Source organism: Pseudomonas koreensis (genome assembly GCF_024169245.1).
Taxonomy (GTDB): domain Bacteria; phylum Pseudomonadota; class Gammaproteobacteria; order Pseudomonadales; family Pseudomonadaceae; genus Aquipseudomonas; species Aquipseudomonas koreensis_F.
The window spans coordinates 4,185,140-4,210,056 of the sequence record NZ_JALJWP010000001.1; the positions used below are offsets into that span (position 1 = coordinate 4,185,140).

General features: G+C 60.8%; 19 protein-coding genes and 2 pseudogenes. 1 reads left to right on the plus strand and 20 read right to left on the minus strand.

What is annotated here, in order from left to right:
- Nucleotides 1-7 precede the first annotated feature (7 nt).
- The 18 genes and pseudogenes from J2Y90_RS18570 to J2Y90_RS26760 all read right to left on the minus strand — a co-directional run.
- On the minus strand, nt 8-790 hold the full coding sequence (locus J2Y90_RS18570; protein ID WP_253501572.1) for an endonuclease/exonuclease/phosphatase family protein: 783 nt from the start codon (nt 788-790) through the stop codon (nt 8-10).
- A 188-nt stretch (nt 791-978) separates the two neighbouring features.
- Nucleotides 979-1,737: a PIG-L deacetylase family protein gene (locus tag J2Y90_RS18575; protein WP_253501574.1), complete on the minus strand. Its 759-nt coding sequence runs from the start codon at nt 1,735-1,737 to the stop codon at nt 979-981.
- Nucleotides 1,738-1,915: 178 nt separating this feature from the next.
- Nucleotides 1,916-2,575: a glycosyltransferase gene (locus J2Y90_RS18580; RefSeq protein WP_253501576.1), complete on the minus strand. Its 660-nt coding sequence runs from the start codon at nt 2,573-2,575 to the stop codon at nt 1,916-1,918.
- The gene (locus J2Y90_RS18585; RefSeq protein WP_253501578.1) at nt 2,572-3,171 is read right to left on the minus strand and encodes an SAM-dependent methyltransferase; all 600 of its coding nucleotides are present in this window, start codon (nt 3,169-3,171) and stop codon (nt 2,572-2,574) included. Before J2Y90_RS18585 ends, J2Y90_RS18580 begins: the two co-directional genes overlap by 4 nt.
- Nucleotides 3,168-3,926, minus strand: coding sequence for a PIG-L deacetylase family protein (locus J2Y90_RS18590; protein ID WP_253501580.1), 759 nt, complete (start codon nt 3,924-3,926; stop codon nt 3,168-3,170). Before J2Y90_RS18590 ends, J2Y90_RS18585 begins: the two co-directional genes overlap by 4 nt.
- Entirely contained in the window at nt 3,923-4,921 is a 999-nt protein-coding gene (locus tag J2Y90_RS18595; protein WP_253501582.1) for an acyl-CoA dehydrogenase, read from the minus strand. Before J2Y90_RS18595 ends, J2Y90_RS18590 begins: the two co-directional genes overlap by 4 nt.
- 1 nt (nt 4,922) lies before the next feature.
- Nucleotides 4,923-7,082 (minus strand): glycogen debranching protein GlgX, encoded by a 2,160-nt coding sequence (gene glgX, locus J2Y90_RS18600; protein ID WP_253501584.1) that lies wholly within the window; start codon nt 7,080-7,082, stop codon nt 4,923-4,925.
- A 247-nt stretch (nt 7,083-7,329) separates the two neighbouring features.
- Nucleotides 7,330-7,677 (minus strand): DUF2934 domain-containing protein, encoded by a 348-nt coding sequence (locus J2Y90_RS18605; protein ID WP_253501586.1) that lies wholly within the window; start codon nt 7,675-7,677, stop codon nt 7,330-7,332.
- A gap of 21 nt (nt 7,678-7,698) precedes the next feature.
- The gene (locus J2Y90_RS18610) at nt 7,699-10,473 is read right to left on the minus strand and encodes a malto-oligosyltrehalose synthase (RefSeq protein ID WP_253501588.1); all 2,775 of its coding nucleotides are present in this window, start codon (nt 10,471-10,473) and stop codon (nt 7,699-7,701) included.
- Entirely contained in the window at nt 10,470-12,548 is a 2,079-nt protein-coding gene (gene malQ / locus J2Y90_RS18615) for a 4-alpha-glucanotransferase (RefSeq protein WP_253501591.1), read from the minus strand. The genes J2Y90_RS18610 and malQ overlap by 4 nt, the downstream gene beginning before the upstream one ends.
- Nucleotides 12,545-14,350 (minus strand): malto-oligosyltrehalose trehalohydrolase, encoded by a 1,806-nt coding sequence (treZ, locus tag J2Y90_RS18620; protein WP_253501594.1) that lies wholly within the window; start codon nt 14,348-14,350, stop codon nt 12,545-12,547. The genes malQ and treZ overlap by 4 nt, the downstream gene beginning before the upstream one ends.
- 17 nt (nt 14,351-14,367) lie before the next feature.
- A complete protein-coding gene (glgA, locus tag J2Y90_RS18625; protein ID WP_253501596.1) occupies nt 14,368-15,954 on the minus strand; it encodes a glycogen synthase GlgA in 1,587 nt (528 codons plus the stop codon).
- 590 nt (nt 15,955-16,544) lie between these two features.
- Nucleotides 16,545-17,498 carry a D-2-hydroxyacid dehydrogenase family protein gene (locus J2Y90_RS18630; RefSeq protein WP_253501599.1) on the minus strand — a complete coding sequence of 318 codons (954 nt, stop codon included), beginning with the start codon at nt 17,496-17,498 and terminating at the stop codon, nt 16,545-16,547.
- 12 nt (nt 17,499-17,510) lie between these two features.
- Complete coding sequence (locus J2Y90_RS18635) at nt 17,511-18,557, minus strand: alpha/beta fold hydrolase (protein WP_253501602.1); 1,047 nt, start codon at nt 18,555-18,557, stop codon at nt 17,511-17,513.
- A gap of 86 nt (nt 18,558-18,643) precedes the next feature.
- Nucleotides 18,644-19,078, minus strand: coding sequence for a YqaA family protein (locus tag J2Y90_RS18640; RefSeq protein WP_253501605.1), 435 nt, complete (start codon nt 19,076-19,078; stop codon nt 18,644-18,646).
- Nucleotides 19,078-19,524, minus strand: a complete 447-nt coding sequence (locus J2Y90_RS18645; RefSeq protein ID WP_253501609.1) for a DUF411 domain-containing protein — start codon at nt 19,522-19,524, stop codon at nt 19,078-19,080. The genes J2Y90_RS18640 and J2Y90_RS18645 overlap by 1 nt, the downstream gene beginning before the upstream one ends.
- Nucleotides 19,525-19,736: 212 nt before the next feature.
- Nucleotides 19,737-20,264, minus strand: a pseudogene (locus J2Y90_RS26755) (methyl-accepting chemotaxis protein); the annotation flags it as partial.
- Nucleotides 20,265-20,597: 333 nt separating this feature from the next.
- Nucleotides 20,598-21,728 (minus strand): annotated as a pseudogene (locus tag J2Y90_RS26760) (HAMP domain-containing protein); the annotation flags it as partial.
- Between the two features lie 364 nt (nt 21,729-22,092).
- On the opposite strand from J2Y90_RS26760, the gene J2Y90_RS18655 reads away from it, so the two are divergent.
- Nucleotides 22,093-22,620: a hypothetical protein gene (locus J2Y90_RS18655; RefSeq protein WP_253501615.1), complete on the plus strand. Its 528-nt coding sequence runs from the start codon at nt 22,093-22,095 to the stop codon at nt 22,618-22,620.
- 46 nt (nt 22,621-22,666) lie between these two features.
- On the opposite strand, the gene J2Y90_RS18660 is transcribed toward J2Y90_RS18655, so the two are convergent.
- Entirely contained in the window at nt 22,667-23,602 is a 936-nt protein-coding gene (locus J2Y90_RS18660) for a GNAT family N-acetyltransferase (RefSeq protein WP_253501618.1), read from the minus strand.
- Entirely contained in the window at nt 23,571-24,881 is a 1,311-nt protein-coding gene (locus J2Y90_RS18665) for a phenylacetate--CoA ligase family protein (protein WP_429462060.1), read from the minus strand. Before J2Y90_RS18665 ends, J2Y90_RS18660 begins: the two co-directional genes overlap by 32 nt.
- Between the last annotated feature and the right edge of the window lie 36 nt (nt 24,882-24,917).

Consider the following 24,917-nt stretch of genomic DNA (forward strand, 5'->3'; position numbering starts at 1 on the left):
AACGCGGCTACAAGTGCACTTCAACCGCTAAAGGAAGGTGATCGGAAAGGTGCGTCCACGGTTTGTTGCCAAGAATTCTGGGGTCATGGCTGCTCGCATTGCGCAGATAAATCCGGTCCAGCCGCAGCAAGGGAAAACGCGCCGGATAGGTTTTCGCCGGGCGCCCGTGATGACGCTCGAAAGCTTCGTGCAAATAGTCGCGCCGGGCGAGGGCGGCATTACCCTGCAACTGCCAGTCATTGAAATCGCCGGCAATGATCACCGGCGCGTCGTCAGGTAGCGACTCCAGCAACTGGCAGAGCAGCTGCAACTGCAACTGCCGGTGGCTTTCCAGCAGACTCAAATGCACACAGATCGCATGCACCTCGGCATGCCCTGGCACATCGAGGATGCAATGCAACAGCCCGCGCCGTTCCGGGCCGGTGATCGACACATCGAGGTTGCGGTATTCGCGGATCGGGTATTTCGACAGCAGTGCATTGCCGTGGTGGCCGTCGGGGTAAACGGCGTTACGCCCGTAGGCAAAATCGCTCCACATGCTGTCGGCAAGAAATTCGTATTGCGAAGTCTGCGGCCAGTCGTTGTAGCGACTCGAATGGCGTTCGTGTTCACCCACCACTTCCTGCAGAAACACCAGATCGGCCGAGGTACTGCGCATCGCTTCGCGCAGCTCCGGGAGGACGAACCGCCGATTCAGCGCAGTGAAGCCCTTGTGGGTGTTGACCGTGAGTACCCGCAGGCGATGAATGACTGGCGCGTCGGCCGCTTGACGCTTGGGATCGCTGGACACGTTCACTCCTCTGAATTGGGCCATGCCTGTTCATGCGACTGGCGTGAGGGGGTGGCAGTTCCTTCCGATGATTCACTGCTGGCCAATGTGGGAGCGAGCCTGCTCGCGAAGACTTCATCACATTCAATACAGCTGACACATGACACACCGCTTTCGCGAGCAGGCTCGCTCCCACAGGGATGTGGTGTCTAGACGAACACGATTTCATACGGCAAGCGCATTCTTTCCAGGATCACCGGAGGCAGCAGTGGGGCGATGCCGATCGCTGGTTCGCCCTTGAGCTGGCTGGCATAGGCGTGAGTGGCGTGGCTTTTGCGCGCCACGGTCCAGGTGTCGAGACGCAACTTGCGTGCTCGCTCCCATGGGATGTGCTGGTGATCGCGCTCGGGCCAGTGCCAGGCCCAGACCGGCACGTCATGGAAGGTTGCCCCGGCCTTTAGCGCCGCATCGAAACTGGCTCGTCCGACCGCTTCATGGTCGCTGTTGCCATCCTCGCGCCAAGTGCTGAATACCACGTCCCCCGGTCGCAGGTACCGGCCGATGAATTCAGTCAGTTGATTTTGCTGCTCATTCAGCGCGTTGTCGGTGAAACCACCGCGTACCCACTTCAGGCTGTGCATCGGCAAGCCGAGACGGCGCAGGGCTTCGACGCTTTCCTGTGGACGGAACACGCTCAAACGTTTTTCCGACCATTGCCGCGAGCCTGGATGGCTGGCACTGCCGTCGGTAATCGAAAGCAATTGGAGTGGATGGCCGAGACTGGACAACAATTGCAACAAGCCGCCGCAGGTGACCACTTCGTCGCCCGGATGCGGCGCGATGATCACGGCGCGGGCGCCGGCGGGCACCAGACTGTGGGTGTTGATGACGGGGATATTGTCGAGTTGCGCCGCGCTGTTCCAGATTTGCGCGGGCAGGCCATGTTCATTGAGGATTAACGGTTTCATGAGTGCGACGTCCTTGTTGTGTCTCGCCCTCAGTCGTAAACAGCAAATGCTGATCACGGCCCGTGAAGGCTAATGAATAGCAAACCTGCAGTTTTCCAACCCTTGGATGACTGCGAGCCAGAGTATTGCTCAAGACACGGGATTCGTCGCGTCACAGATCAATCTGAACCGTATTTTTTTATTCCATCTGTACCAGGTTTCGCAAATAGTCGCCAAAACCACCCTTGGCCCGACTGTCGAGTCGTGCGCTGGTATGCACTTGTGGGCGATGGCTCCAGACGATATTGGCGCCGCTGCGCTCCAGAGCGCGCACCAGATGCACATCCTCGTCGCACGTCAGGGGTTTGAAACCACCGGCTAGACGATAGGCCTCGGCACTGACGCCAAGATTGGCACCATGAATATGCCGATGACCGTCGTGGGCCTGGTAATGGCGGTGATAGCGAATCTGCGCTGCTTCATCGATCGACTCGGGCCAATGCTCGACGGTGACCGTTCCGCACACTGCGTCAGCTTCCAGTCCGAGCTGCGCCGCCAGCCAGTCATCGGCAACGCGGCTGTCGGCGTCGGTGCAGGCAATCCAGCGTGCACCGCGCTCAAGCAGCAGGCGCGCACCGGCGGCACGGGCTTCGCCAACGTTGCGCGCGTCGATCTGCAGGCTCCGCACCGGATAAGCGCTGACGATTTGCGCCGAGGCGTCGCTGCAGCTGTCGAGAACCACCAGGATTTCCACCGGCTCAGCGGCCAGTTGCGCATGTTGACTGGCGCGCAGGGCTGCACGCAGACAGTCATCGAGCAGCGCCTCTTCGTTGTGCGCGGGAATGACAATACCGATCAACGCAAGCCCTCCAGGGCCGCCACCGAGCGTGGCTCCCGGCTCCACAGTTCGAGAATGAAGTCCGCTTCCTGATGCAGCACCAGACGCGGCAACGCCAATTGATCGTGGATCTGATCGTGTACCTGGCGCGCGTTCAGCGGGCAGTCTTTAATCGGCGGGCGCCAGTGGCAGGCCAGCAATTGGCCGTCGGCTGTCAGCGATTCACTGATTCGGCGGATGACTTCTGTCAGATCTTTCTCGTCGAGGTAGTAGCCGATTTCGCTGAATACAATCAGGTCGAATTTCTCCTCCGGCCAGTCACTCGGAAGGCGTCCCTGGCGGACTTCGGCATGCTCGAAAATACTCAACCGAGTGCGCGCAAGCTTCACCGCTGCGCTCGCTGTGTCGCAACACAGCAAACGGTCGCAGCGCGGTGCCAGTTCCGCACTCAGTTCGCCATTGGCGCAACCCGGCTCGAAAACCGATCTGTAGCGGGAGCGGGGCAGGGCAGCGAGGGTAATCGCGCGTTTGCGCTGCTCGTACCAGCGCTGACGGAACGCCCATGGGTCGTCATTGCCAGCAAACAGCCCGTCGAAATAGCGATCATCGACGCTCAAAGGAACACCACTTCAAAAGGTTGCAACAAACGATCGAGCACATAGGGCGCGAGCACTGGCCCGAGCCCGACGTCGCGATCGCCTTCCAACTGGCTGGCGAACGCATGCGCCGCGTGGCGTTTACGCGCAATGTGCGTGGGTGAAAGGAGAATCTTGCGCGCCCGTTCCCATGGCACCGAGGCATCTTCCGGGGTTGCCCAATGCCAGGTCCAGACCGGAAGTTCATGACAGGCAGCCCCGACGCGGCGCGCCGCTTCGACACTGGCGCGGCCGACGGCCTCGTGATCGCTGTGGCCATCTTCCCGCCAAGTGGTGAACACCACGTCACTGGCATGCAGATAACTGGCGATGAAATCGCTCAACCCGGTTTCCTGAGCCGCCACCTGGGTATCGGTAAAACCGCCGCGCAGCCATTTCAGACTGTGCATCGGCAAACCGAGACGCCGCAGCGCTTCAGCGGATTCCTGCGGACGCACCACGCTGAGACGCTCGACTGGCCAGCGCTGCGAGCCGGGATGACTGGCGCTGCCATCGGTGACCGAGATCAACTGCAACGGGCGTCCGGCTGCCGCCAGCAACTGCATGATGCCGCCGCAGCCGAGCACTTCGTCATCCGGGTGCGGGGCGACAATCACCGCCCGCGAGCCCAACGGTACCAGGTCAAGAATGTCGATAGCGGGCAGCTCGGCCAGACGCCGCGAACCCTGCCATTGCTGCAGCGAAGTACCTTGGCCGACGATCGGGTTGTCCTTCATAACGCCCAGACCTCGCAGGACTGACCAACAATTTGCTGGCCCAGCGCAGCAAGGTCGCGTTCGGCATGACTCTGGCGCAGAAACACCGGCAAGTCGGCACTCAGCCGCGCAAAATGCCGATCCTGACAAAACGGCCCGGCACCCAGCGCACGACCGACCTCACGCATGACCTGTTCGGCCGACTGTTCGACCACCGCGCGGGCGCGACGGGCCAGCAGTTCAGCGTCGGCCTCGGGCTGCGCATCGATTTGCAGCGCACTGAAGCGCAGCACATCGGCGGCCGCTTGCAGCGCTGTGTCTGTCGCGCCGAGGTGGGCGAGGGCATGCGGTTCGTCACGTTGGGCGCAATGCTGGCGCAGCGCTTCGGCAATCCGTCGCGATGCGCCATACCAGCAAGCGGCGATGCCGATGCCGCCTTGCCAGAAACCCGGCCGTTGCAGGTAATCACCGGGATTGCCGATGGCCTGCGCTTCGGCATTGTCGAACAGCACTTCAACGCTGCCGGTTGCCGCCATGCCCACGGCTTGCCAGCCTTGATCGGTGATGGTCACACCAAGTTGATCGAGCGCGACCGCTACCAGTTGCTGTTGATCATCAGCGTCCCACGCGGTAAGCAGGGCATGACTGAGCACTGCGGCGCCGGAACACCAGGCCTTGCGCCCGTTCAATGTCACCATATGTCCGGATGGCGTGACTTTCACCCGCGCCTGCGGCGGTTCGGCAGCCCACATTCCCCACGTGCTGCCGGGCGTTGGCGTACCGCCCAGTTGCTCGATAATCGCCAGCGCGTCGGTGTGGCCCTCGTAGAGTTTGCACAGCCCCAGATCGTGTCCGCCCACTTCCGAGAGGCGCTGAAAACGCTCCAGCGTGTGACCGCTGCCGGGCAACGGCAAGCGGTCGAGGCCAGCCTCGACCATCGCCCGCAGGCAACGGCCGAGGGCATTGGTGTCGGCGTAATCTGGCGGACGGCGGGCCAGATAATGTTGAAAGTCCATATCAATCTTCTTCGTCACGTTGCAGTTCGAACAACAGCAACGAGCGCCCGGTCACCGAATACTCGTGGCCGAAGTCGAAGCGTTCCTGGCCGCGGATCGACGGTTGATTGGTGTCGATCATGCAGGTCCAGAAGCCCCCATCCGGCACTTCCGGCAAAGTGAAGTTGACGATGTCGTGGTGCGCGTTGACCACCAGCAGCAGGGTCGCGTCGCCACCCTTGCGGCGAATCCCGGTTTCCTGCGCACGGCCATCGAGCAACATGCCCAGGCAACGGTTGTGCGCGTCGTGCCAGTGCTCGGTGGTCATCTCCGTGGCGTCCGGGGCCAGCCAGGTCACGTCTTTTACACCGATGTCTTCGTTGTATTCGCCGACCAGGAAGCGGCCGCGACGCAGGATCGGATAAGTCAGGCGCAGCTTGATCAGGCGCTTGACGAACTTCAGCAGTGCCTTGCCGTCCTCGCTCAGGTCCCAGTTGACCCAACCGATTTCGCTGTCCTGGCAATAAGCGTTGTTGTTGCCGTCCTGAGTGCGCGCGAATTCGTCACCAGCGACGATCATCGGTGTGCCTTGGGCCAGCAGCAGAGTGGCGAAGAAATTGCGCATCTGCCGATGACGCAGCGCGTTGATTTCCGGGTCGTCGGTCGGGCCTTCGACGCCGTGGTTCCACGACAGATTGTTGTTGCTGCCGTCCTGATTGTTTTCGTCGTTGGCTTCGTTGTGCTTGTCGTTGTACGAGACCAGATCGTTGAGGGTGAAGCCGTCGTGGGCGGTGATGAAGTTCACCGACGAATACGGCCGGCGCCCGCGCTGGTTGAACATCTCTCCCGAGGCCGTCATGCGGCTGGCGAAATCAGCAAGCTGGGCGTCGTCACCCTTCCAGAAGGCGCGCACGGTGTCGCGGAACTTGTCGTTCCACTCGACCCAGCCCGGCGGGAAGTTGCCCACCTGATAGCCGCCGGGGCCGCAGTCCCAAGGCTCGGCGATCATCTTCACCTGACGCAGCACGGGGTCCTGGCGGCAGGCGACGAGGAAACTGTGGCGCTCGTCGAAGCCATCGTGGTAACGGCCAAGAATGGTTGCCAGGTCGAAACGGAAACCATCGACGTGCATCTCACTGGCCCAGTAGCGCAGAGAGTCAGTGACCATTTGCAGGACGCACGGGTGGCTCAGGTCCAGCGTGTTACCGGTGCCGGAATCGTTGATGTAGTAGCGCTTGTCGTCCGGCATCAAGCGGTAGTACGAGGCGTTGTCGATACCGCGCATCGACAGAGTCGGGCCTTGTTCGTTGCCTTCGGCGGTGTGGTTGTAGACCACGTCGAGAATCACTTCGAGGTTGGCATCGTGCAGGTGCGCGACCATTTCCTTGAACTCGGCGATCTTGCCACTGGCCAGATAACGCGGGTCCGGGGCGAAGAAGGCGATGCTGTTGTAGCCCCAATAGTTGGTCATGCCTTTTTGCAGCAGGTGCTGATCGTTGACGAAAGCATGGATCGGCAGCAGCTCGACGGAGGAGACGCCGAGCTTGCGGATGTGCTCAAGCACGTCATCGACCATAAGACCGCCGAAGGTGCCGCGCAGGTTTTCCGGCACCGACGGGTGACGCATGCTGATGCCGCGCACGTGGGTTTCATAAATGATGGTCTTGTCCCACGGCACGCTGACGCGATGGTCATTGCCCCAGGTGTGCGCCGGGTCGATGACCTTGCACTTGGGCACGAATGGCGCACTGTCGCGTTCGTCGAAACTGAGGTCGGCGTCGGGGTGGCCGATGGTGTAGCCGAACAACGCTTCCGACCATTTCAGCTCGCCAACCAGTTGTTTGGCGTACGGGTCGATCAGCAGTTTGTTGTGATTGAAGCGATGGCCGTTGGCCGGGTCATAAGGACCATAAACGCGGTAGCCGTAAATCAGCCCCGGATGCGCATCCGGCAGGTAGCCGTGGTAGATCTCATCGGTGTATTCCGGCAGCTCGATGCGCTCGAGTTCGACTTCGCCGGCATCGTCGAAAATGCACAGCTCGACCTTGGTGGCGTTGGCGGAAAACAGAGCAAAGTTCACCCCCAGACCATCCCAGGTCGCACCGAGCGGGAAGGGCAGGCCTTCACGGATTCTCGACGGCTCGGCGTGCGCAACGGGTTCGGCTTTCTTTGGACGGGTCATGATTGCTCCTGCAAAAAACGGGTCAGTTCAGGCAATGAGATTTCCTTGTGGGAGCGAGCTTGCTCGCGAAAGCGTCGGCACATCCGACATCTTCGCGAACTGACCCACCGCATTCGCGAGCAAGCTCGCTCCCACAGGGGATTAGATTTTTCTCCCGCAGTGGGGAGGGGCTTTCTTCAGGGCGCAAAGACCCCTTATGGCGAGCAAGCTCGCCACTCAGTTGTTCAGTTCAATAATCGGGTCTAGGTCAGTTCGCCGGAGGCTTCTTCGCAACTCGCGGCTTTTTCTCGGCAGCCTTTTCGCCAGGCGACACTACCTTGGCCGCCGCCGCTGGCTTGGCTTTCGCAGCCGGTTTGGCTTTGGCAGCGGCCGGCGTTTTGCCGTCGAGCGCTTTGGCCTCAGTGTTCTTCGCCGCAGGCGTCTTGCCGGCCACCTTGCTGCCAGCCGCCTTCGGTGGCTTCTTCGGTGCCAGGGCTTCTGCCTCGGCCAATTTGCGCGCCATCTCCCAGTGACGTTCTTCCTGGCCTTCAGGCTTACCTTCCGACTCCCAGATCTGATAGGCGAATTCGCGAATGCGTTTATCGTCGGTGCTCATCGCAATGCTCCTGAACTGAACTCATGCTTGTGTTAAGTGTTGGATAAAGAGATTGACCGGGACATCCCCCAGCGCTTCGCTGACATTCAGCTCCCTGTTTTGTGTGACTACACTGCTGGCAAAAAGTCCCTTCAGGTTTGCATCCGGAGCGGCAGACGGTAAAACCACCCGCGTATCGCCCCACCGCAGCGCATCGACCTGGGGGATGGCACTGTTTTCCAGCAACGTCGCGCAGCGCACCGGCACCACCACAATGGCGCGCACACCCTCGTGCTCACGCGCGAATGCCAATACGTTGTTCGCTTGGCTGCCCAGCACTTCCAGTGGCTGGTAATCGCCACGGCGGAACAGCCCGCTGTGCTCCTTGCGCAGGTTCAGTACCGCACTGATCAGCGCTTGCTTGATGCGCCCGTCACGCCAGTCCTTGAGCAGTTCTGCACTCGGCACGGATGCCTGCAGGGATTGCTCGCGGGCGGCGTAATCCACCGGCCGGCGGTTGTCCGGGTCAACCAGACTGAAATCCCAGTATTCGTTGCCCTGATACAGATCCGGCACCCCCGGCACGGTCATGCGCAGCAAGGTTTGCGCCAGCCCGTTGAGCGCGCCGGCAGCGGCGAGGCTGTTGACGGTCTTGCTCAGCGCCGCACGCAACAACTCGCCTTCTTCGCCGGTCAGCAGTTTTTCCGTGAAGGCTTGCGCGGCGTTTTCATAGGCTTCGTTCGGCGCGCTCCAGCTGCTTTGCAACTTGGCTTCGCGCAGCGCTTTCTGCTGCCATTGCCAGATGCGTTTGGCGTATTCGGCAAAGCCGGCTTTATCATCGTCCCGCAAATCCAGCGGCCAACTGCCAAGCAATGCCTGATAGAGGATCAGCTCGTCGCCAGCGGACGGCGCGTCATCTTCGATACGTACCGGACGGGCGAGGGCGCGCCACAGTTCGACCTGATCGGCGTACCAATGGCTGCGCTCGCTTAGCACGGCGAGCCGGGCACGGGTGTCTTCGCCGCGTTTGTGATCGTGGGTCGCCGTGGCCAGCAGGTTGTCGGGGAACTCCGCCATGCGCTGCTGATTGATCTCATGGAACTCACTGACCGGCGCGCTGAATTGCTCGGTGTTGTAACCGACATCATTGCGCGACAGCAGCACCGCCGAGCGATACAGCGCGGTGTCTTCCACGGCCTTGGCCGCTGCCGGCGAGGTCAACTGCTGGAAGCGCACGCAGGCATGCTTGAGGATCTTGCGCGAACGCCCGCGTGGCTTGCGTCGCCACGGCGTGCCGCCTAGCCAACTGGCGACCGAATCGAGCACCGGCCAGTCGGCCTCGCTGAGGGTCTGCCGCGCACCGTCCATGGCGTGCTGGAAAATCGCTTCGTCCTGCTCGGAACGGCCCAGAGCGCTGATGTAGGTGCGATAAACCGGGAAGTGCACGATCAATGCGTGCAGCACGCGGCGAATTGCGCCGAGGGTCAGATCGCGAGTCATCAAGTCATCACGGGCGACCTGATGCAGCGCCTGGGCGACACTTTCGAAATCGCTGGCCAGCGAACCGTTGAGGATCTGCTGACGGGCCAGTTGCGCTTCTTCAATGAACGCGGCGGGGCGCTCGGTGCGGCGCTGCCAGAGTTCGCCGAGTACATGTTCGCCGTCAGGGTCATGTTGCAGCAACGACAGCTGATTCATGAACTCGTAACCGGTGGTGCCGTCAACGCTCCAGTCGCGGCGCAGGGTTTCGCCCTCGCCGAGGATCTTCTCGACGTAGATGGGCAGATGCCTGCCCGGTGCCAGATGATCAAGACGCCGACGCAATTTGCGGCAATAGCCACGCGGGTCGGCAAGGCCGTCGATATGGTCGATGCGCAACCCGTCGACCAGACCTTCTTCAACCAATTGGAAGATTTTGCCATGGGTGGCTTCGAACACGGCCGGACGCTCGACGCGCAGACCGCCAAGCTCGTTGATGTCGAAAAAGCGTCGCCAGTTGATGTCGTCCGCTGCGGTGCGCCAACTGGCGAGGCGGTAGCTTTGGTGCTCCAGCAGCTCGTGAAGCTTCTGGAAGCCTTCCTCGGTGGTGGAGTCGTATTGAACGAGGTTGCTTTCGATCGTAGCCAGAACACGCGGATCGCTGGCCAGCTCGCGCAACTCTTGCTTCAGCGGGATCGCCAGCGAGTGAGCATCGGTCTGGTAACTGAGCGTACTGAAGCGATCGGCCAGGGATTTGAGCGTGTCGTCGGCCTTGAGCAACTCGCCATAATTGTTCGGGCAGATCGGGAAGTGATGGTCGTAATGCTCGACATGGAAACTGCCGGTCTGCGCGTTGAATCTGAGCTTGAGCGTACCCTCCTGCAACGCCACGCCATAATCGCTGCCGAGGAACGGCAACAGCAACTGGCCTTCCATCAACGGATCCGGCGAGTGCCACTGGATGTCGAAGAATTCGCCGTACGGGCTCAGGCGTCCCCATTCCAGCAAGTCGAGCCACCACGGGTTGTCGTTGCCACCCACGGCCATGTGGTTGGAAACAATGTCGAGGATCAGCCCCATGTTGTGCTCGCGCAGGGTGCTGACCAACCGGCGCAATGCCGGCTCGCCGCCCAGTTCGGGGTTGACCTGGGTCGGGTCGACCACGTCGTAGCCGTGCATGGAACCGGCGCGCGCCGCAAGCAGGGGCGAGGCGTAGATATGGCTGATGCCGAGTCGGGCAAAGTACGGCACCAGTGGCACCGCTTGTTCGAGGGTAAAACCTTTATGAAATTGCAGGCGCAAGGTGGCGCGCAGTGGCTGGATAAACTGTTGATTCATTGGTCACGCTCAGAGGCTTGAAGGCGCGCGCAGGCCAGCAGTTCCAGGCGGCGGGCGGCATCGGGGCCGTCCAGCAACGCTTCGCTGGGACCAGGCAAACGTCGCGACCAGTTCGGATGTGAATCGGTGGTGCCAGGCAGATTCGGCTGTTCATCGATACCCAAGGCATCCTCCAGCGGCAGCAGTACCAGCGGCGCGCGGGTGTGGCCGAGGAAACGCACGCTGGCATCGACCACTTGATCGGCTTCGTGGGACTCTTCGCGGAAATTCTGCGGATCCTGACGCAGCGCATCGCGCAGGCCTTCGCGTTCACGCTCGCGATGGCGGCGCCAGTCAATTTCGCCATTGGCATCGACCAGGCCGAGGCGCGCGTTCCAGTCGATATCGCGGCCATGCCACCAACCGTTGAGCGTCGGCAGGTCATGGGTGCTGGTGGTGGCCAGTGCGTCATCCGGCCAGTCGAGAATCGGTTTGAAGCGAGTGTTGTCCTGTTCGAACAACAGCACGCGCATGCCCAGAATCGAACGCGCGGCGAGCTTCTCCCGCAAGCCTTCCGGCACGGTGCCGAGGTCTTCGCCGAGCACGATAGCCTGGTGCCGATGCGACTCAAGGGTCAGCAGGCGCAGCATGTCGTCGAACGGGTAATACAGATAGGCACCGTCGGCCGGATGAGCGCCGTTGGGGATCACCCACAGACGTTGCAGACCCATGACATGGTCGATGCGCAGACCGCCGGCGTGAGCGAAGTTGGCGCGGAGCATGTCGATGAAGGCGCGGAAACCGTTGCGGATCAGGCCTTCGGGCGAAAACGCGGAAATGCCCCAGCCCTGGCCGCTGCGATTGAGGATATCCGGCGGCGCGCCCACGGTCAGCGAGGCGAGCAGTTCATCCTGAAAGCTCCATGCCTGACTTCCAGCACCGTCAGCACCGACGGCGAGGTCGGCGATCAGACCGATGCCCATGCCGGCACTGCGCGCGGCAGTTTGTGCGCGCTCGAGGCAGCGATGGATCAGCCATTGGCAGAAGGCGAAATAACCGATGCGCTCGGCATATTCCTCGGCAAAAGCGCCAAGCGCCGCGCCGCGCGGGTCGTGCCAGTGCTCTGGCCATTCGCGCCAGTCGAGACTTTCGCCACGGGCGGCGCGCATTTCCTGAATCGCTTCGAAGCGACAGTGGTTTTCCAGCGCTTCGCCGCCGGCGTGGCGAAAACTGGCGAAGTCGGCGTGCAACGGATGCTCGCCAGCGACGAAACCGTCATACAAGGCTTGCAACAGTTTCTGCTTGGCTTCGGCGGCGGTGGGCCAGTCGATCAGCTTGAGATTTTCCAGCTGCTCGAACTGCGCGGCCAGCCCGCTGGCGTCGATCGCGTCCCGCAAGGCGCGTTCGCCGAGAATGCTCCCCGGCGCGGCATACAGTGAGTTGAGAAACAGGCGGCTGGAGGGCGAATAAGGGCTGTAGCGACCGGTGTCGGCGCTGAACATCGCGTGCATCGGGCTGATCGCCAGGGCATCGGCACCCCGTTCGCCGGCCACACGCACCAGTTCTTCCAGTGCCTGGGTGTCGCCGAAACCACCATCGCCGGGGCGGCGCAACGCATATAACTGCGCACTCAAGCCCCAGGCGCGGGGGATAGGACTATCGACGGCATCGCCGACGCTGAAGCAGCGCTCGGGCGCCACGGCCAGGGTGAAATACTGATCGCCGATGTGCACTTGCTGGTAACCGACCGGAATCAGACCGGGCAGCATCGCTTCGTTGTCCAGCTTGAGGTTCATCTGCGAGCCATCTTCAAGATGAATCTCGCAGGGCGTCTCCGGTGAGAAATAGCGACTCAGATTCAGGGCAACGCCCACGTCGCAGGTCAACAGGCGCGGCAAGTGGCGGTCCTGCTGGACCTCTTGCAATTCCAGCAGGCTGGCATCGATTTCTTGCGCGGTGCTGGCCGGGTGGCCGAGTCCGATCAGGACATTACGCAGCACAGCAGGAGCGACTTTTTGCTGACGCCCGTTGGCGTCGATCCAGTCGACGGCGAGGCCGGCTCGGCTGGCGAGTATTTCCAGTTGCGCATCGCTCATAGGCGCTCTCCATCCAGGGGGTGCAAAAGGGGTGCGGCCGTGAGGCTGACGAGCGCGGTGTACGCCGGCAGTTGGTTCGGGTCCGACAGTTCGATGGCGGCTGGCTGTTGAAACAGCCACTCGGTATCGGTCTGTGCAGGGTTGACCACTGGCGTATCACTGAGGTTCAGGTCAATTCGCAGCTCACTGCCATCGCCCAGTCGCCAGCGTGCGCTGACTGCGCCATAGCCGAGCATCTGCGCGCCCAGTGCCTGGGTTCCGGAGAGGTGGGGAATGATGTACTGGTGACGCAACTTCAGCAGTTGCCGGTAGAGCTCTTGAGTCTGCTGCTGTAACGACGTGCCACTGCCGAGCAGTCGCGGCTGGGAAGCGCGGAAGGTTTCTTCGGCATTCGGATCGGGTATCTGCTCGCGCTTGTGCGGATCGGTAAAGGCACTGAATGCGGCGAATTCGTTGCGCCGGCCTTCACGCACCAGTTCCGCCAGTTCACCGTGGTGGCTGGTGAAAAACAGGAACGGTTGTTCGGCGGCAAATTCGTCACCCATGAAGATCAGCGGAATCATTGGCGACAGTAGCAGCAACACCGTCGCCGCTTGCACCGCGCGTGGGTCGGCGAGCTGATGCAGGCGCTCGCCAAACGCGCGGTTGCCGATCTGGTCATGGTTCTGCAAAAACAGCACGAAAGCAGTGGAGGGCAGATGTTCGCTCGGCTCTCCACGGGGTTCGCCATGACGCGTGATGTGGCCCTGGAACACGAAGCCCTGACTCAGGCAGCGCACCAATTGCTCAGTGGGTTGCGCGGCATAGTCGGCGTAATAGGCGTCGGTTTCGCCGGTCAGCAGCACGTGCAGGGCGTTATGACCGTCATCGTTCCATTGCGCGTCGTAGTCGGTTTCCAGCAGGCTCGACTGGTTCAGTTCGTTCTCGACGGTCAGCCAGACGTGGCGGGTCGAGTCGATCTGCTGGCGAATGCGCCGGGCCAGATCGCTGAGGAAATCCGGGTCTTCAATCGCATGCACCGCATCCAGGCGCAGGCCGTCGAAACGGTATTCGAGCAGCCACATCAGTGCGTTTTCAATAAAAAACTCGCGTACTTCCGGACGGCGGAAGTCAATCGCTGCGCCCCAGGGCGTGTGCTTGTCCTCGCGGAAAAAACCCTTGGCGTAACGATGCAGGTAGTTGCCATCGGGACCGAAGTGGTTGTAGACCACGTCGAGAATCACCGCCACGCCAAGACCGTGGGCGGTGTCGATCAGGTGTTTGAGTTGTTCGGGTGTGCCGTAAGAGGCTTGGGGCGCATAGGGCAGCACCCCGTCGTAGCCCCAGTTGCGATCACCGGGAAATTGCGCCAGCGGCATCAGTTCGATCGCGGTAACGCCCAGCGCCACCAGCCGCGCCAGATGCTGTTCGACTTCGGCAAAACCACCGAGCGCACCGACGTGCACCTCGTAAATCACCGCTTCGCTCCACGGCCGACCATTCCATGCCGTATGCCGCCATTGATAGGCGTGCGGGTCGACCACCACGCTGTGGCGGTCGAGGTCACCATCCTGCGCCCTGGAGGCCGGGTCCGGCACCTCCAGTTCGCCATCTATGCAGTAGCGGTAGCGACTGCCCGCCGGGCAGTTGGCCTCGATCACAAACCAACCGTCGCCCTGGGGCAGCATCGGCAGCGATTTTCCATCTTCTTCCAGTTCCACACTGACGTAGAACGCGTCAGGCGCCCACAACGCAAATTGCGTGTGCTCGGCATCCAGCATGATCGCGCCGTGGGGCCAGGTTTCTTGGGTCCTTGACGGCATTTTTTGCAACTCCCTGGTTATTTGTGGCTGGCTTTACCCAACGCCTTGGCGACCAGTTGTTCGTAAAGTTCGGCGTACGGTTCAACCGCTTTGCTCCAGTTGAACGGTGCGGCCATGGCCCGGCAACGCATGGCATTGAGCAGTTCCGGGAAGGCGAAGACCTTGAACGCGCGGCTCAGGGCTTCTTTATAGCTATCAACGGTGGATTCATCGAAGAGGAAACCGGTGACGCCGTTTTCGATGGTGTCCGCCAGACCGCCGGTATTGCGTGCGACCGGCAACGAGCCGAAACGCTGGGCGTACATCTGGCTCAGCCCGCATGGCTCGTAACGCGATGGCATCAGCAGGAAGTCGCTACCGGCAAACATGCGCCGGGCATCGGTTTCGTTGAAGCCGATGCGCACACCGACCTGGCCAGGGAAACGCAGGGCCAGTTCACGCATGGCTTGCTCTTCTTCCGGCTCGCCGCGACCGATGATTGCGATCTGGCCACCGTTCTGCACGATGAATTCGGACACTGCTTCGGTGAGGTCGAGACCTTTCTGATACACCAGTCGCGAGACCACAGCGAACAGCGGGCCGGTGGAATCATGCAAGCCAAACAGCTCACGGACATGCGCGGCATTGACCGCTTTGCCTTCCCAATCGCCGATGGCGAACGGTGCAAACAGGTGCGGATCAGTCGCCGAATCCCAGCTTTCATCGATGCCGTTCGGGATGCCGCTGAGCAGACCTTGCTGAGTCTTGGCTGCGAGGAAGCCGTCGAGGCCACAGCCGAAGTCCGGGGTGGTGATTTCCTGCGCATAAGTGGCGCTGACGGTAGTGATGTGGCTCGAATAGGCCATGCCGGCCTTGAGGAACGACATCTTGCCGTAGAACTCCATGCCTTCCTGTTGCAGCGCGTGGGTGGGAATCCCCAGTTCGGGGCAGGAACCGAGGCTGGTCACGCCCTGGTAGGCAAGGTTGTGAATGGTGAACAGGGTCGGTGTGCGCTGCCCGCGCCAGTGCATGTAAGCGGGTGCGAGGCCAGCCGGCCAGTCGTGGGCGTGCACCAGATCCGGGCGCCAGTGGATCTGCGCAAGGTTGGCGGCGATGTCGGCAGCGGCCAGGCCGAGACGGGCGAAGCGGATATGGTTGTCCGGCCAGTCGCGGCCGTTGTTGGCGCCGTATGGGCCACCTTCACGCTCATAGAGTTCAGGGCAGATCAACACGTAGATCACCAGGCCATCGGGCATGTCCATGCGCCCGATCTTGCAAGGTGGCAGCGCGGCGTGGCCACCCAGCTCGCCGATGATGTGAATCGGGTTTTCGCTATGCATCACTTGCGGATAACCGGGGATCAGCACGCGCACATCATGCAGATGGGCCATGGCCCGGGGCAGGGCAGCGGAGACGTCACCCAGACCACCGGTCTTGACCAGATCGGCGATTTCCGAGGTCACGAACAACACTTTTTTCTTGTTGGGATTCTGGCTTGCTACCGGAGCAAGCGTCTTGGTGCCGGGTACGTTGATCTGTCGGCTGCCGGGAATACTGATGGTGCTCGATTCTCCAAGCGACTGGTGAGCACGCTCTCCCTGAATATCCAATGCCGCACTGATCATATGTATCTCCCGTGTGTGATCTGATTCTTGTCTCAAACAAGCTGTTTCGTGGCCAAGTCCTGTGGCCGGGCGCAAAGGCGCCACGCATCGGTGAGCAAATGCTGACCCAACACGCGCAAGCAGAATGGGTGGTGAGGCCGTTGCAAGGATTACACCAGTCGCTTTCGCCCAGTTGTTCTGATGACCTGTGGCGTGAAGCAAAAGTTTCGAGTTTTTTTCGTCGGTATGACCGAGTGGTTTAACCACTGAAAAATCAGTCTAGGCCAGATCCTAGAGCGGGTAAGGGCAAATGGGTAAATTGTTCGACAATCGGTTGTGTCTGGATGTAAGTGAAGGTTTAGCGGAGGGAATGCTCCGACGAAGGGCATGTTTTTCGTCTGGAGTGGGCTAAAACGGTGACTGGGCAGTCACGGTTTTGTGCTAGGGGTTGGGCATGTTGCACCGTTGTGGTGCGAGCGTATTTCAGAGTGGTATCTGAGATGACCCCTTCGCGAGCAGGCTCGCTCCCACATTGGAACGCGGACACCCTGTGGGAGCGAGCCTGCTCGCGAAGGGGCCGGTTGATGCGCTACAACTCTCGAGTTAAAGACTCAATTCAATAGACGCATCGGCTCCCCGGCCGCCCAAGCCTGAATATCCTCGATCATCTGCCGGAAAAACTGTTCATAGTTCTGCCGACTGACATAACCCACATGCGGCGTGGCGAGAACATTGTCCAGCGTGCGAAACGGGTGCAGAGCCGGCAAAGGCTCCTGCTCGAAAACATCCAGCGCCACCCCGGCAATGCGCCGTTTCTGCAACGCCTTGATCAGCGCCGCTTCATCGACGATCGGCCCGCGGGCGGTGTTGACCAGCAGCGCGGTCGGTTTCATCCAGTCCAGCGCCTGGGCATCGACCAGATTGCGACTGCGCTCGCTGAGCACCAGATGCACCGACAGCACGTCAGCCTGTTCGAATAATTGCTGCTTGCTGACGTAAGTCACGCCAGCCTGTTCAGCGCGTTCGGCCGTGAGGTTTTCGCTCCAGGCAATCACCCGCATGCCGAACACCTGACCGAATTGCGCGACCCGCTGGCCGATGCTGCCCAAACCGAGAATACCCAGGGTCTTGCCGTGCAGATCACCGCCCAGTCCCTGCTGCCACTGGCCGGCGCGCAGGGCATTGGCTTCCTTCACCAGACCACGGGTGGCCGCCATGATCAGCGCCCAGGTCAACTCCGGCGCGGCGTGTTTGTAACTGTCGGTGCCGCAGACCTTGATGCCCAGCGCCGCTGCTGCAGGCATGTCCAGCGCGGCATTGCGCATGCCGCCGGTGACCAGCAATTTCAGATTGGGCAAACGCCCCAGCAGGTCGGCGTCGAAACGCGTGCGTTCGCGCATCACGCAGATCACCTCGTACTTGCCGAGGCGCTCAGCGAGCGTGGCGTTGTTCGCCGGGTAATCGTGCACAAAGGTTACTTCACCGATCCCATCGAGCACCGACCAGTCGACCACGTCGCGGGCCACGTCCTGCCAATCATCGATCACTGCAATCTGCACCGTCATCGCCTTACCTCATCAAGGAACGGAAGGAGTCTTGCCCAGCCAACCGAGCAGCGCCTGATGGAATTTTTCCGGTTCTTCCATTTGCGGCGCATGGCCCATGCCCGGGAATTCAATCAACGTCGACTGTGGAATCAGCTTGGAGACCTGTTTGCCGAGCACCTCGTAGTGACCGATTCTGGCTTTCACTTCCGGCGGCGCGAGGTCCTTGCCGATTGCGGTGGTATCGGACGTGCCGATCAGCAACAGGGTCGGCATCTTCAGGTCCTTGAACTCGTAGTACACCGGCTGGGTGAAGATCATGTCGTAGATCAGCGCCGAGTTCCACGCGACCTGGGTCTTGCCCGGGCCTTTGCTCAGGCCGGCAAGCATGTCGACCCAGCGATCGAATTCGGGCTTCCAGCGGCCGTCGTAATAGGTGGTGCGCTCATAGTCGCGAATGCCCTTGGCCGTCACCTTCAACTCGCGCTGGTACCACTGATCGACGGTGCGATACGGTACGCCGAGGGCTTTCCAGTCTTCCAGGCCGATCGGGTTGACCATCGCCAGTTGATCGACCTGCTCGGGGAACAGCAGCGCATAACGGGTGGCGAGCATGCCGCCGGTGGAGTGGCCGAGCACTGTGGCTTTCTGAATGCCCAGCGCCTTCAGCAACTGCTGGGTGTTGGTGGCGAGTTGCTGGAAGCTGTACTGATAGTGCTCAGGCTTGCTTGAGGTGCAGAAACCGATCTGATCCGGCGCAATCACTCGGTAGCCCGCGTCGCTCAGCGCCTTGATCGAACTGTCCCAGGTTGCCGCGCAGAAATTCTTGCCGTGCATCAGTACCACGGTGCGACCGTTGGCCTTGCCATTGGCGGCGATGTCCATGTAGCCCATTTGCAGTTGCTGGCCCTGGGATTCGAAGGCGAAGTGTTTAAGCGTGTAGGGATATTGGAAACCTTGCAGTTCCGGGCCATAGGCCGGCCCTTCGGCGGGAGCGGTTTCAGTGGCTGCGTGCGCCATTAACGGCAGGGCAGCGCTGAGGACGAGGCCGGGCAGCCAGCGGGAAAGCGTGACGGACATAAGCACAAACTCCTTGAAAATTGGCTGACTCTGAAAGGCCGGGATTACGCCGACGTTAAACAAAGGCAATCACGCGGGATGTTGGTTCAACCGAGCCAGCCCAGCGTCAGCAAGGCCAGCACGCCATAGCGCGCGCCTTTGGCCAGCGTCACGATCAGCAGGAACCGCCCGAGGGGCTCACGCATGACGCCGGCAATCAGGGTCAGCGGATCGCCGATTACCGGCAGCCAGCTGAGCAGCAGCGACCAGTGCCCATAGCGCTCGTAGTGCTTGCGCGCCTTGGCCATGTGCCCAGGACTGACCGGAAACCAGCGTCGACCCTGAAACCGTTCGATGCCATGGCCCAGCCACCAGTTGACCAGCGAGCCGAGCACGTTGCCCAGTGTTGCCACCGCAAGCAGGCCCCACAACCAGTAACGCTCGCTGACGATCAGCCCGACCAGCAGCGCCTCGGATTGCAGTGGCAACAATGTCGCCGCGCCAAACGCAGCAAAGAACAGGCCGAAGTAAGCCGCGCCCATCAACGGGCCGGGTAGTCCGCCACCACCACGTCAGCGCCGTCCTTTTTCAGGCCGATGACCTGATACGCGTCGCTCATGCCATCCATTTCCATGCCCGGCGACCCCATCGGCATGCCCGGTGCGGCCACGCCAAGCAGATCGTCGCGCTTGCTCAGAGCCAGCACCTGATCCGCCGGCACATGACCCTCGACGAATTTGCCATCGATGATCGCCGTGTGACAGGACGCGAGGCGCGGTGGTACGCCGTGCTGCTGTTTAAAGCTGCTCATGTCGCTTTCGACGTGGTCTTCAACTTTGAAGCCATTGGCTTCGAGATGGCTGATCCATTTTTTGCAGCAACCGCAATTGGCATCGCGGTGCACTTCGATCGGGATCAGTTCGGCGGCTTGCGCCAGGGAGGAGAGGAACAGGGTGCTCAGGGCGAGCAGACGCAGTTGGGTTCGCATGGGAATGGGCTCTCGACTCGGGTGACGGTCAAAAGAACGCATTTTGACCGGTTTTTCCGCCCTGGCATCAACTGAGTGTTTCCAGTTGCTACAAGACGCCCGAACCAGTGTAGGAGTGAGCCTGCTCGCGATAGCGGTATTCCAGTCGACAACATTCTTGACCGATAAACCGCCATCGCGAGCAGGCTCACTCCTACAGGTATGCGGTTGGCTTAACTGACCTTGAACCGTCCCATGATCGCGCTCACGCGGCTATTGGCTTCCAGCAATTGCCGGGTATTCAACTCGCTCGCCTGGCCGCTCTGCACCAGTTCATCGACCATGTGGCGGATCTGCACCATGCTGCGATTGATCTCTTCGGTCACTGCGCTTTGCTGTTCGGCGGCGGTGGCGATCTGGGTGCTGAGGCTGTTGATGTGGCTGACCGAACCGGCCATTTCGTCCAGCCCCGAGTTGACTCGAGCCGTGGCGTCGGCGGCAGACTGGCAGCTGGCCTGGGTGTTTTCCATGGCGCTGACCGACGAACTCACGCCTTGGGTCAGGCGGGTCAACATTTCGTTGATTTCCGAAGTGCTGGCCTGAGTACGGGCGGCGAGGGCACGGACTTCATCCGCCACTACCGCAAAGCCGCGACCCTGTTCCCCGGCACGTGCAGCCTCGATTGCCGCGTTGAGGGCGAGCAGGTTGGTCTGCCCGGCAATCGCGCCGATCACGCCGAGGATTTCGGTGATGCGCTGGGCGTCCTGCTGCATGTTTTCAACTTTGTGTGTAGCGCTGGCCACTTCGTCGATCAGCGCGACCACGCTGTTGGTCGCCTCACCGACCACCACCCGCGAGCGATCGGCGTTTTCGTTGGCACGTTGAGTGAACGCGGCAGTTTCGGCCGCATTCTGCGCGACGCTTTCGGCGGTCGAGCTCATTTCGGTAATGGCGGTGACGGTCTGGTCGGTTTCCGAGGCGTGACGCAGCAGGATCTGGCTGGTGTGCGCCGAAGTGCGTTGCAGATTGTCGAGGCACGAAGCCATGGCGCCGGTGGCCTGGGTGACTTCGCCGATCATGTTCTGCAAATAGGCGATGAAGGTGTTGACCGAGTGGCCGATGGCGCCCAGTTCGTCTTCGGCGCGAATGGTGATGCGGCGGGTCAGGTCGGCGTCGCCGCTGGACAGCGAGTCGATGTTGGCTTTCAGCGCCTTCATGCGCTGCACCAGCTTACGAATCGCATAAACCTGCAACAGCACCAGCAGGATCACCAGCGGAATCTGGATCAGGCTCAGGCTGTTGAGCACGTCATCACGCTGGGCGGTGAGCATCTTGGTTGGCAGGGCGGTGGCGAGGAACCACGGCGTGCCCTCGATAGGGCGCATGAAGAACGTGCTGGCTTCGCCGTTGTTGTCGAACTCGACGCGCTGCGCCTGATCGCGGTTCTGCAGGCCGGACTTGATCTGGTTGATGAAAGTGGAGCTGGCCGCCAGTTCGCTGATGTTCTTCAGCACAATCGGACCGCTGATGCGTGAGCTGTTGCTGATGATCTTGCCGTCAGCCTCAACGATGAGCATCTCGGCGTTGAGGTCTTTTTCCTTGCGCGCCACCAGATCGTTGAAGAAGCCCAGCGTCACGTCGATGGTCGAGACGCCCCAGGCGCTGCCGTTCTTGTAGATGGCCATGGCGCAGTTGGTGCGCGGCTCCGCACTGGCGTCGTCTTTATAGGCAGCGGCCCACGCGCATTGGCCGCGCGGGGTGGCCATGCCGCCCTTGTGCCAGCTCTGGTCGTAATAATTCGGTGCAGCGTCGCTGTTCCAGAAGGTGTTGACCTTGAGCTGGCCTGACGCATCACGATGCCAGAAGGTGCTGAACTTGTTGCGCCCGGTTTCACGCTGGCCCGGTAACGGCCAGATGCCGCCGCCGAAGACTTTAAGTTCGCCGTACTGATCCACCAGCCCTGGTAGCACCACGTCGATGGCTGCGCTGTCGAGCAACGGGATGGTCTGAGTGATGCTGCGCTGCTGGGCCTGCACCTTGTTCAGTTCGCCCTGAATCTGCACGGCGACCTCGGCGATGCGATTGAGCACGACCTTTTCTTCGGTGTCACGCAGGGTCGGCGCAACCAATTGGCTGATGCCGACTACAGTCAACACGGACAACAACAGGATGAACAGAACCAGAAACAGCGTGTAGCGAGCCTGGATAGTGCGCAGTGCGGGCATGGAACTGATCCTTGAGCGGCGTTTTTGTCGGAGGGCAGGAATAAGTCGGGCGGGTATCAAAGCGTATCGTCGTTCCGCGCGGAAGCTTTAGGTCCGCGGGTGCCGAAACAGATGCATGGCGATGACCGGTTGGTCTGCGGATCGACAAATTCGGGCAGGTCCATTCTCCCGAGCATCATTCGTTACATTGACATGACAGCTCTAGCGCAGCGTTTGCGGGGTCATCGGCCCTTTGTCGAGAATGTACGGAATTTGTAAAGCAGCTCATAAAAGTCTTGGAGCAAGCAGGAACGAGGCCGATACTTGCGCCCATTCAAATCGCTGAACAAGGACAATTCATGCCCATCGCACAAGGAAACCTCGCATGACTATCGGTTATACCGGCGCCTGGGAAAGCAAGGCTGGCGTCATGGTCCGTGACACCGGTGCGAAGAAACAGGTCGCGCAAAGCGTCAAAGTGCAGCAAATGCTGACGCTGGTCGGTAACGATCCGAACGCGCTGAATGTCGCCGAGATGGATAAACAGGGGCTGCGCAAGCAAATCAAGGGCTTCGACCCGGCCAACGTCTCCGTCAAGCAACTGGGCAACCTCAGCGAGTTCTTGCGCGGGCGCGGACTGATTTCCGAGATCACGTCGATCACCTTGCTCAATGCTGGTGACAAATTCGACCGTTTCGGCGTGCAGAAAGACCCGGACGCCAAGTTCAACGCGCTGGAGTATTTCGCCACGCAGCTCGATGCCATCCAGACCAATAGCCTCAATGGCAATTATTACGGCAAGAGCCTGATTCCCGAGTTTAAAAAAGCCATCTACATCTTGCAGAATCTCAAGACCTATGGCGAAGGCAACGCAGCTGTTCCATCCGACAAGGGCATCAAGGCCAAGGCCTGAACCCGCTCGTCATCGAACGGGTCCATGCTGGCTGCCACTGTCCCGATCACACTGGCGTCAAATCCCGCCCTGCGATTTGCCGTTGGATCTGATCATGCAAGCTGCGGATGTGCGGGCAATGCAACGCCAATTTGCGCGCGCTGTAGCCGCGATGAAACAACGCCAGCCATCCACCCCGATTGTCCTGCGCGGGCGCAAGACCAGTGAAGGCAAAACCGATGGCGTTCAGGCTGTGCAGATCCACGGCGAGGTGTCGGGACAACTGCAGACGGATCGAAATCAGCCAATGCCCGGGTAGCGTTCTCAACTGGTTGAGCAGTTCAGGGTCGAGTTTTTCCAGCAACATTTCATGGCGATGGCCATGTTGTTCAACCTGAACCGAGGCGCCGCGCCAGCGCGGCACGCTGGCCCCGCTGCCGAAGACTGTCGTCAGTCGCTCCATGAAGGGCCGGCAACTGGCTGGCCATACCTGCTCGGGCAAGGGCCGTTGATAACCATCGATGGCGCGAACGCCCAAGACGATCGACTCGGGCTTTTTGCATCCGAAAGGTGAGCGGACATAGTCCGGCAGCAGTCCGGTGTTATGGAAACCCAGGTGGATGGCCATGCGTTGGGTGTAAGGGTGATGGGTGACCTGTTTGATCGAAACGCTGCGACAGCCCAACGCCTGTGCATGAGTCAGCAGTTGCTCGCCCAGGCGCGTGGCGATGTTTTGCCCGCGGGTATCGGGATGCACGGCGCTCAGAGCCAGTTCGGCATCGTGCGAGCTCTCCGTTTGCCGGTACAAGGTAGCGTGGCCCCGAATGCGTTCCCCCTCGACCGCAACCAGGGAATGCCAGCGTTTGTCCGCGTGGTTCTGGCTGATCAGACAGGGCAGATAGACGTCGGTTTGCACGTAATGATCGCCGTAAACGTCGCGAAAGAGTGCGCTGACGGCAGTGGCGTCGGTGTCACGGTAATTGCGCAGAATCAACGATTCCATCAGGCACCTCCCTGTCATGTTGGTCATAGCGACGCAGATCGACCACCCGCAGGCGTTTGCCTGCGCGAGGGTGACGCGCAAGATCCTCGAATCTGCAGCTCTGAATGCGTAGTTCCAGTAATTGCGCAGCCTGCAATTGCCGTATCTGCGGATACAGCTCGACCAATCGGGCCTCAAGTGTCTGGTGGGCACAAGTCGCTCGTTCGTTCACAACGCATTTCAACGTCAACACATCCGTGCAGTCGACCTGCTCAATCAACAATTGCCAGTCGTCGCTGCCAGTGACCAGCCGTACGCTCTTGCTGATTTCTTCCGCCATCAGCGACACAATCCCGACCCGCACACGCTGGCTGTTACCGCTGCGCCCCTTCAAGGCGAATTTGCGTTGCGCAGCTCCCGCCGGTTCCCGCCAGCACGCCAGGTCGCCCACGGGATAGCGAATCAGCGGCATCAAGCGGCGATGGAGGTTGGTCAGTACCAACAGGCCGGGTTGATCAAAAGCCTCGATCGTTGCTCCAGTGTGCTCGTCGATTATTTCCAGCAGAACGTGTCCGTCAGGCGTGCGATGTTCTCCCTCGGCGCAGTCAGGATGACTGGCGCCGATGAACCCGCCGTCAACGCTGGCGTAGCCGATGGAGGCGATCCGAGCGTTGGGCATTACCTGTTCAAGGAGCTGGCGTTGTGAGGCGAACAGGCTTTCGCCGCCATACAGCACCGTATCGACCGCGGCCAACGTGCGGTCGCTTTGCTTTAGCCAACTGGCGAAAGTCAATAACTGCGCAGGTACGCCAGCCAGAACATTGATCCGGTGCTGGGTGATGGCATCGGCCAGCAGCGGCGAGTCGACTTCACCGGTAAACGGAAACTCGGTAATACCCGTTGTCACGTGAGCCAGTGCATCGTGAATGAACAGGAAGCTGGCATACAGGTCACCGGCGAAGAACAGGTTGGCTATCCGATCGCCCGGCTTCAATTGCTTACTGACGCTGCGGCCGAAATCCTCGACCGTGCGCTGCCATTCAGCTCGGTCATAGACAGAAAGTCTGCCGCTGCCGGTTGATCCGCCGGTCTTGAAGACCAAGGCTGACTCCAACGGGCCAGTCAGGACCGGCCAGTGATCGAGGTCCTCGCTGCCAGTCCAAAAGCTGGCAGGATCGAGCAGCGGCAGTTCATGCAGTTGGTCTATCGCCTCGGGAACATCGGCGAGGCATTGCTTGTAGTAAGGCGAATGCTGACGGGCGAAGCTCAGCAACTGGTTGATGGGCTGGTTTTTTTTCACGGTACATTCTTCTTGATATGAATAATCCGACTCGCG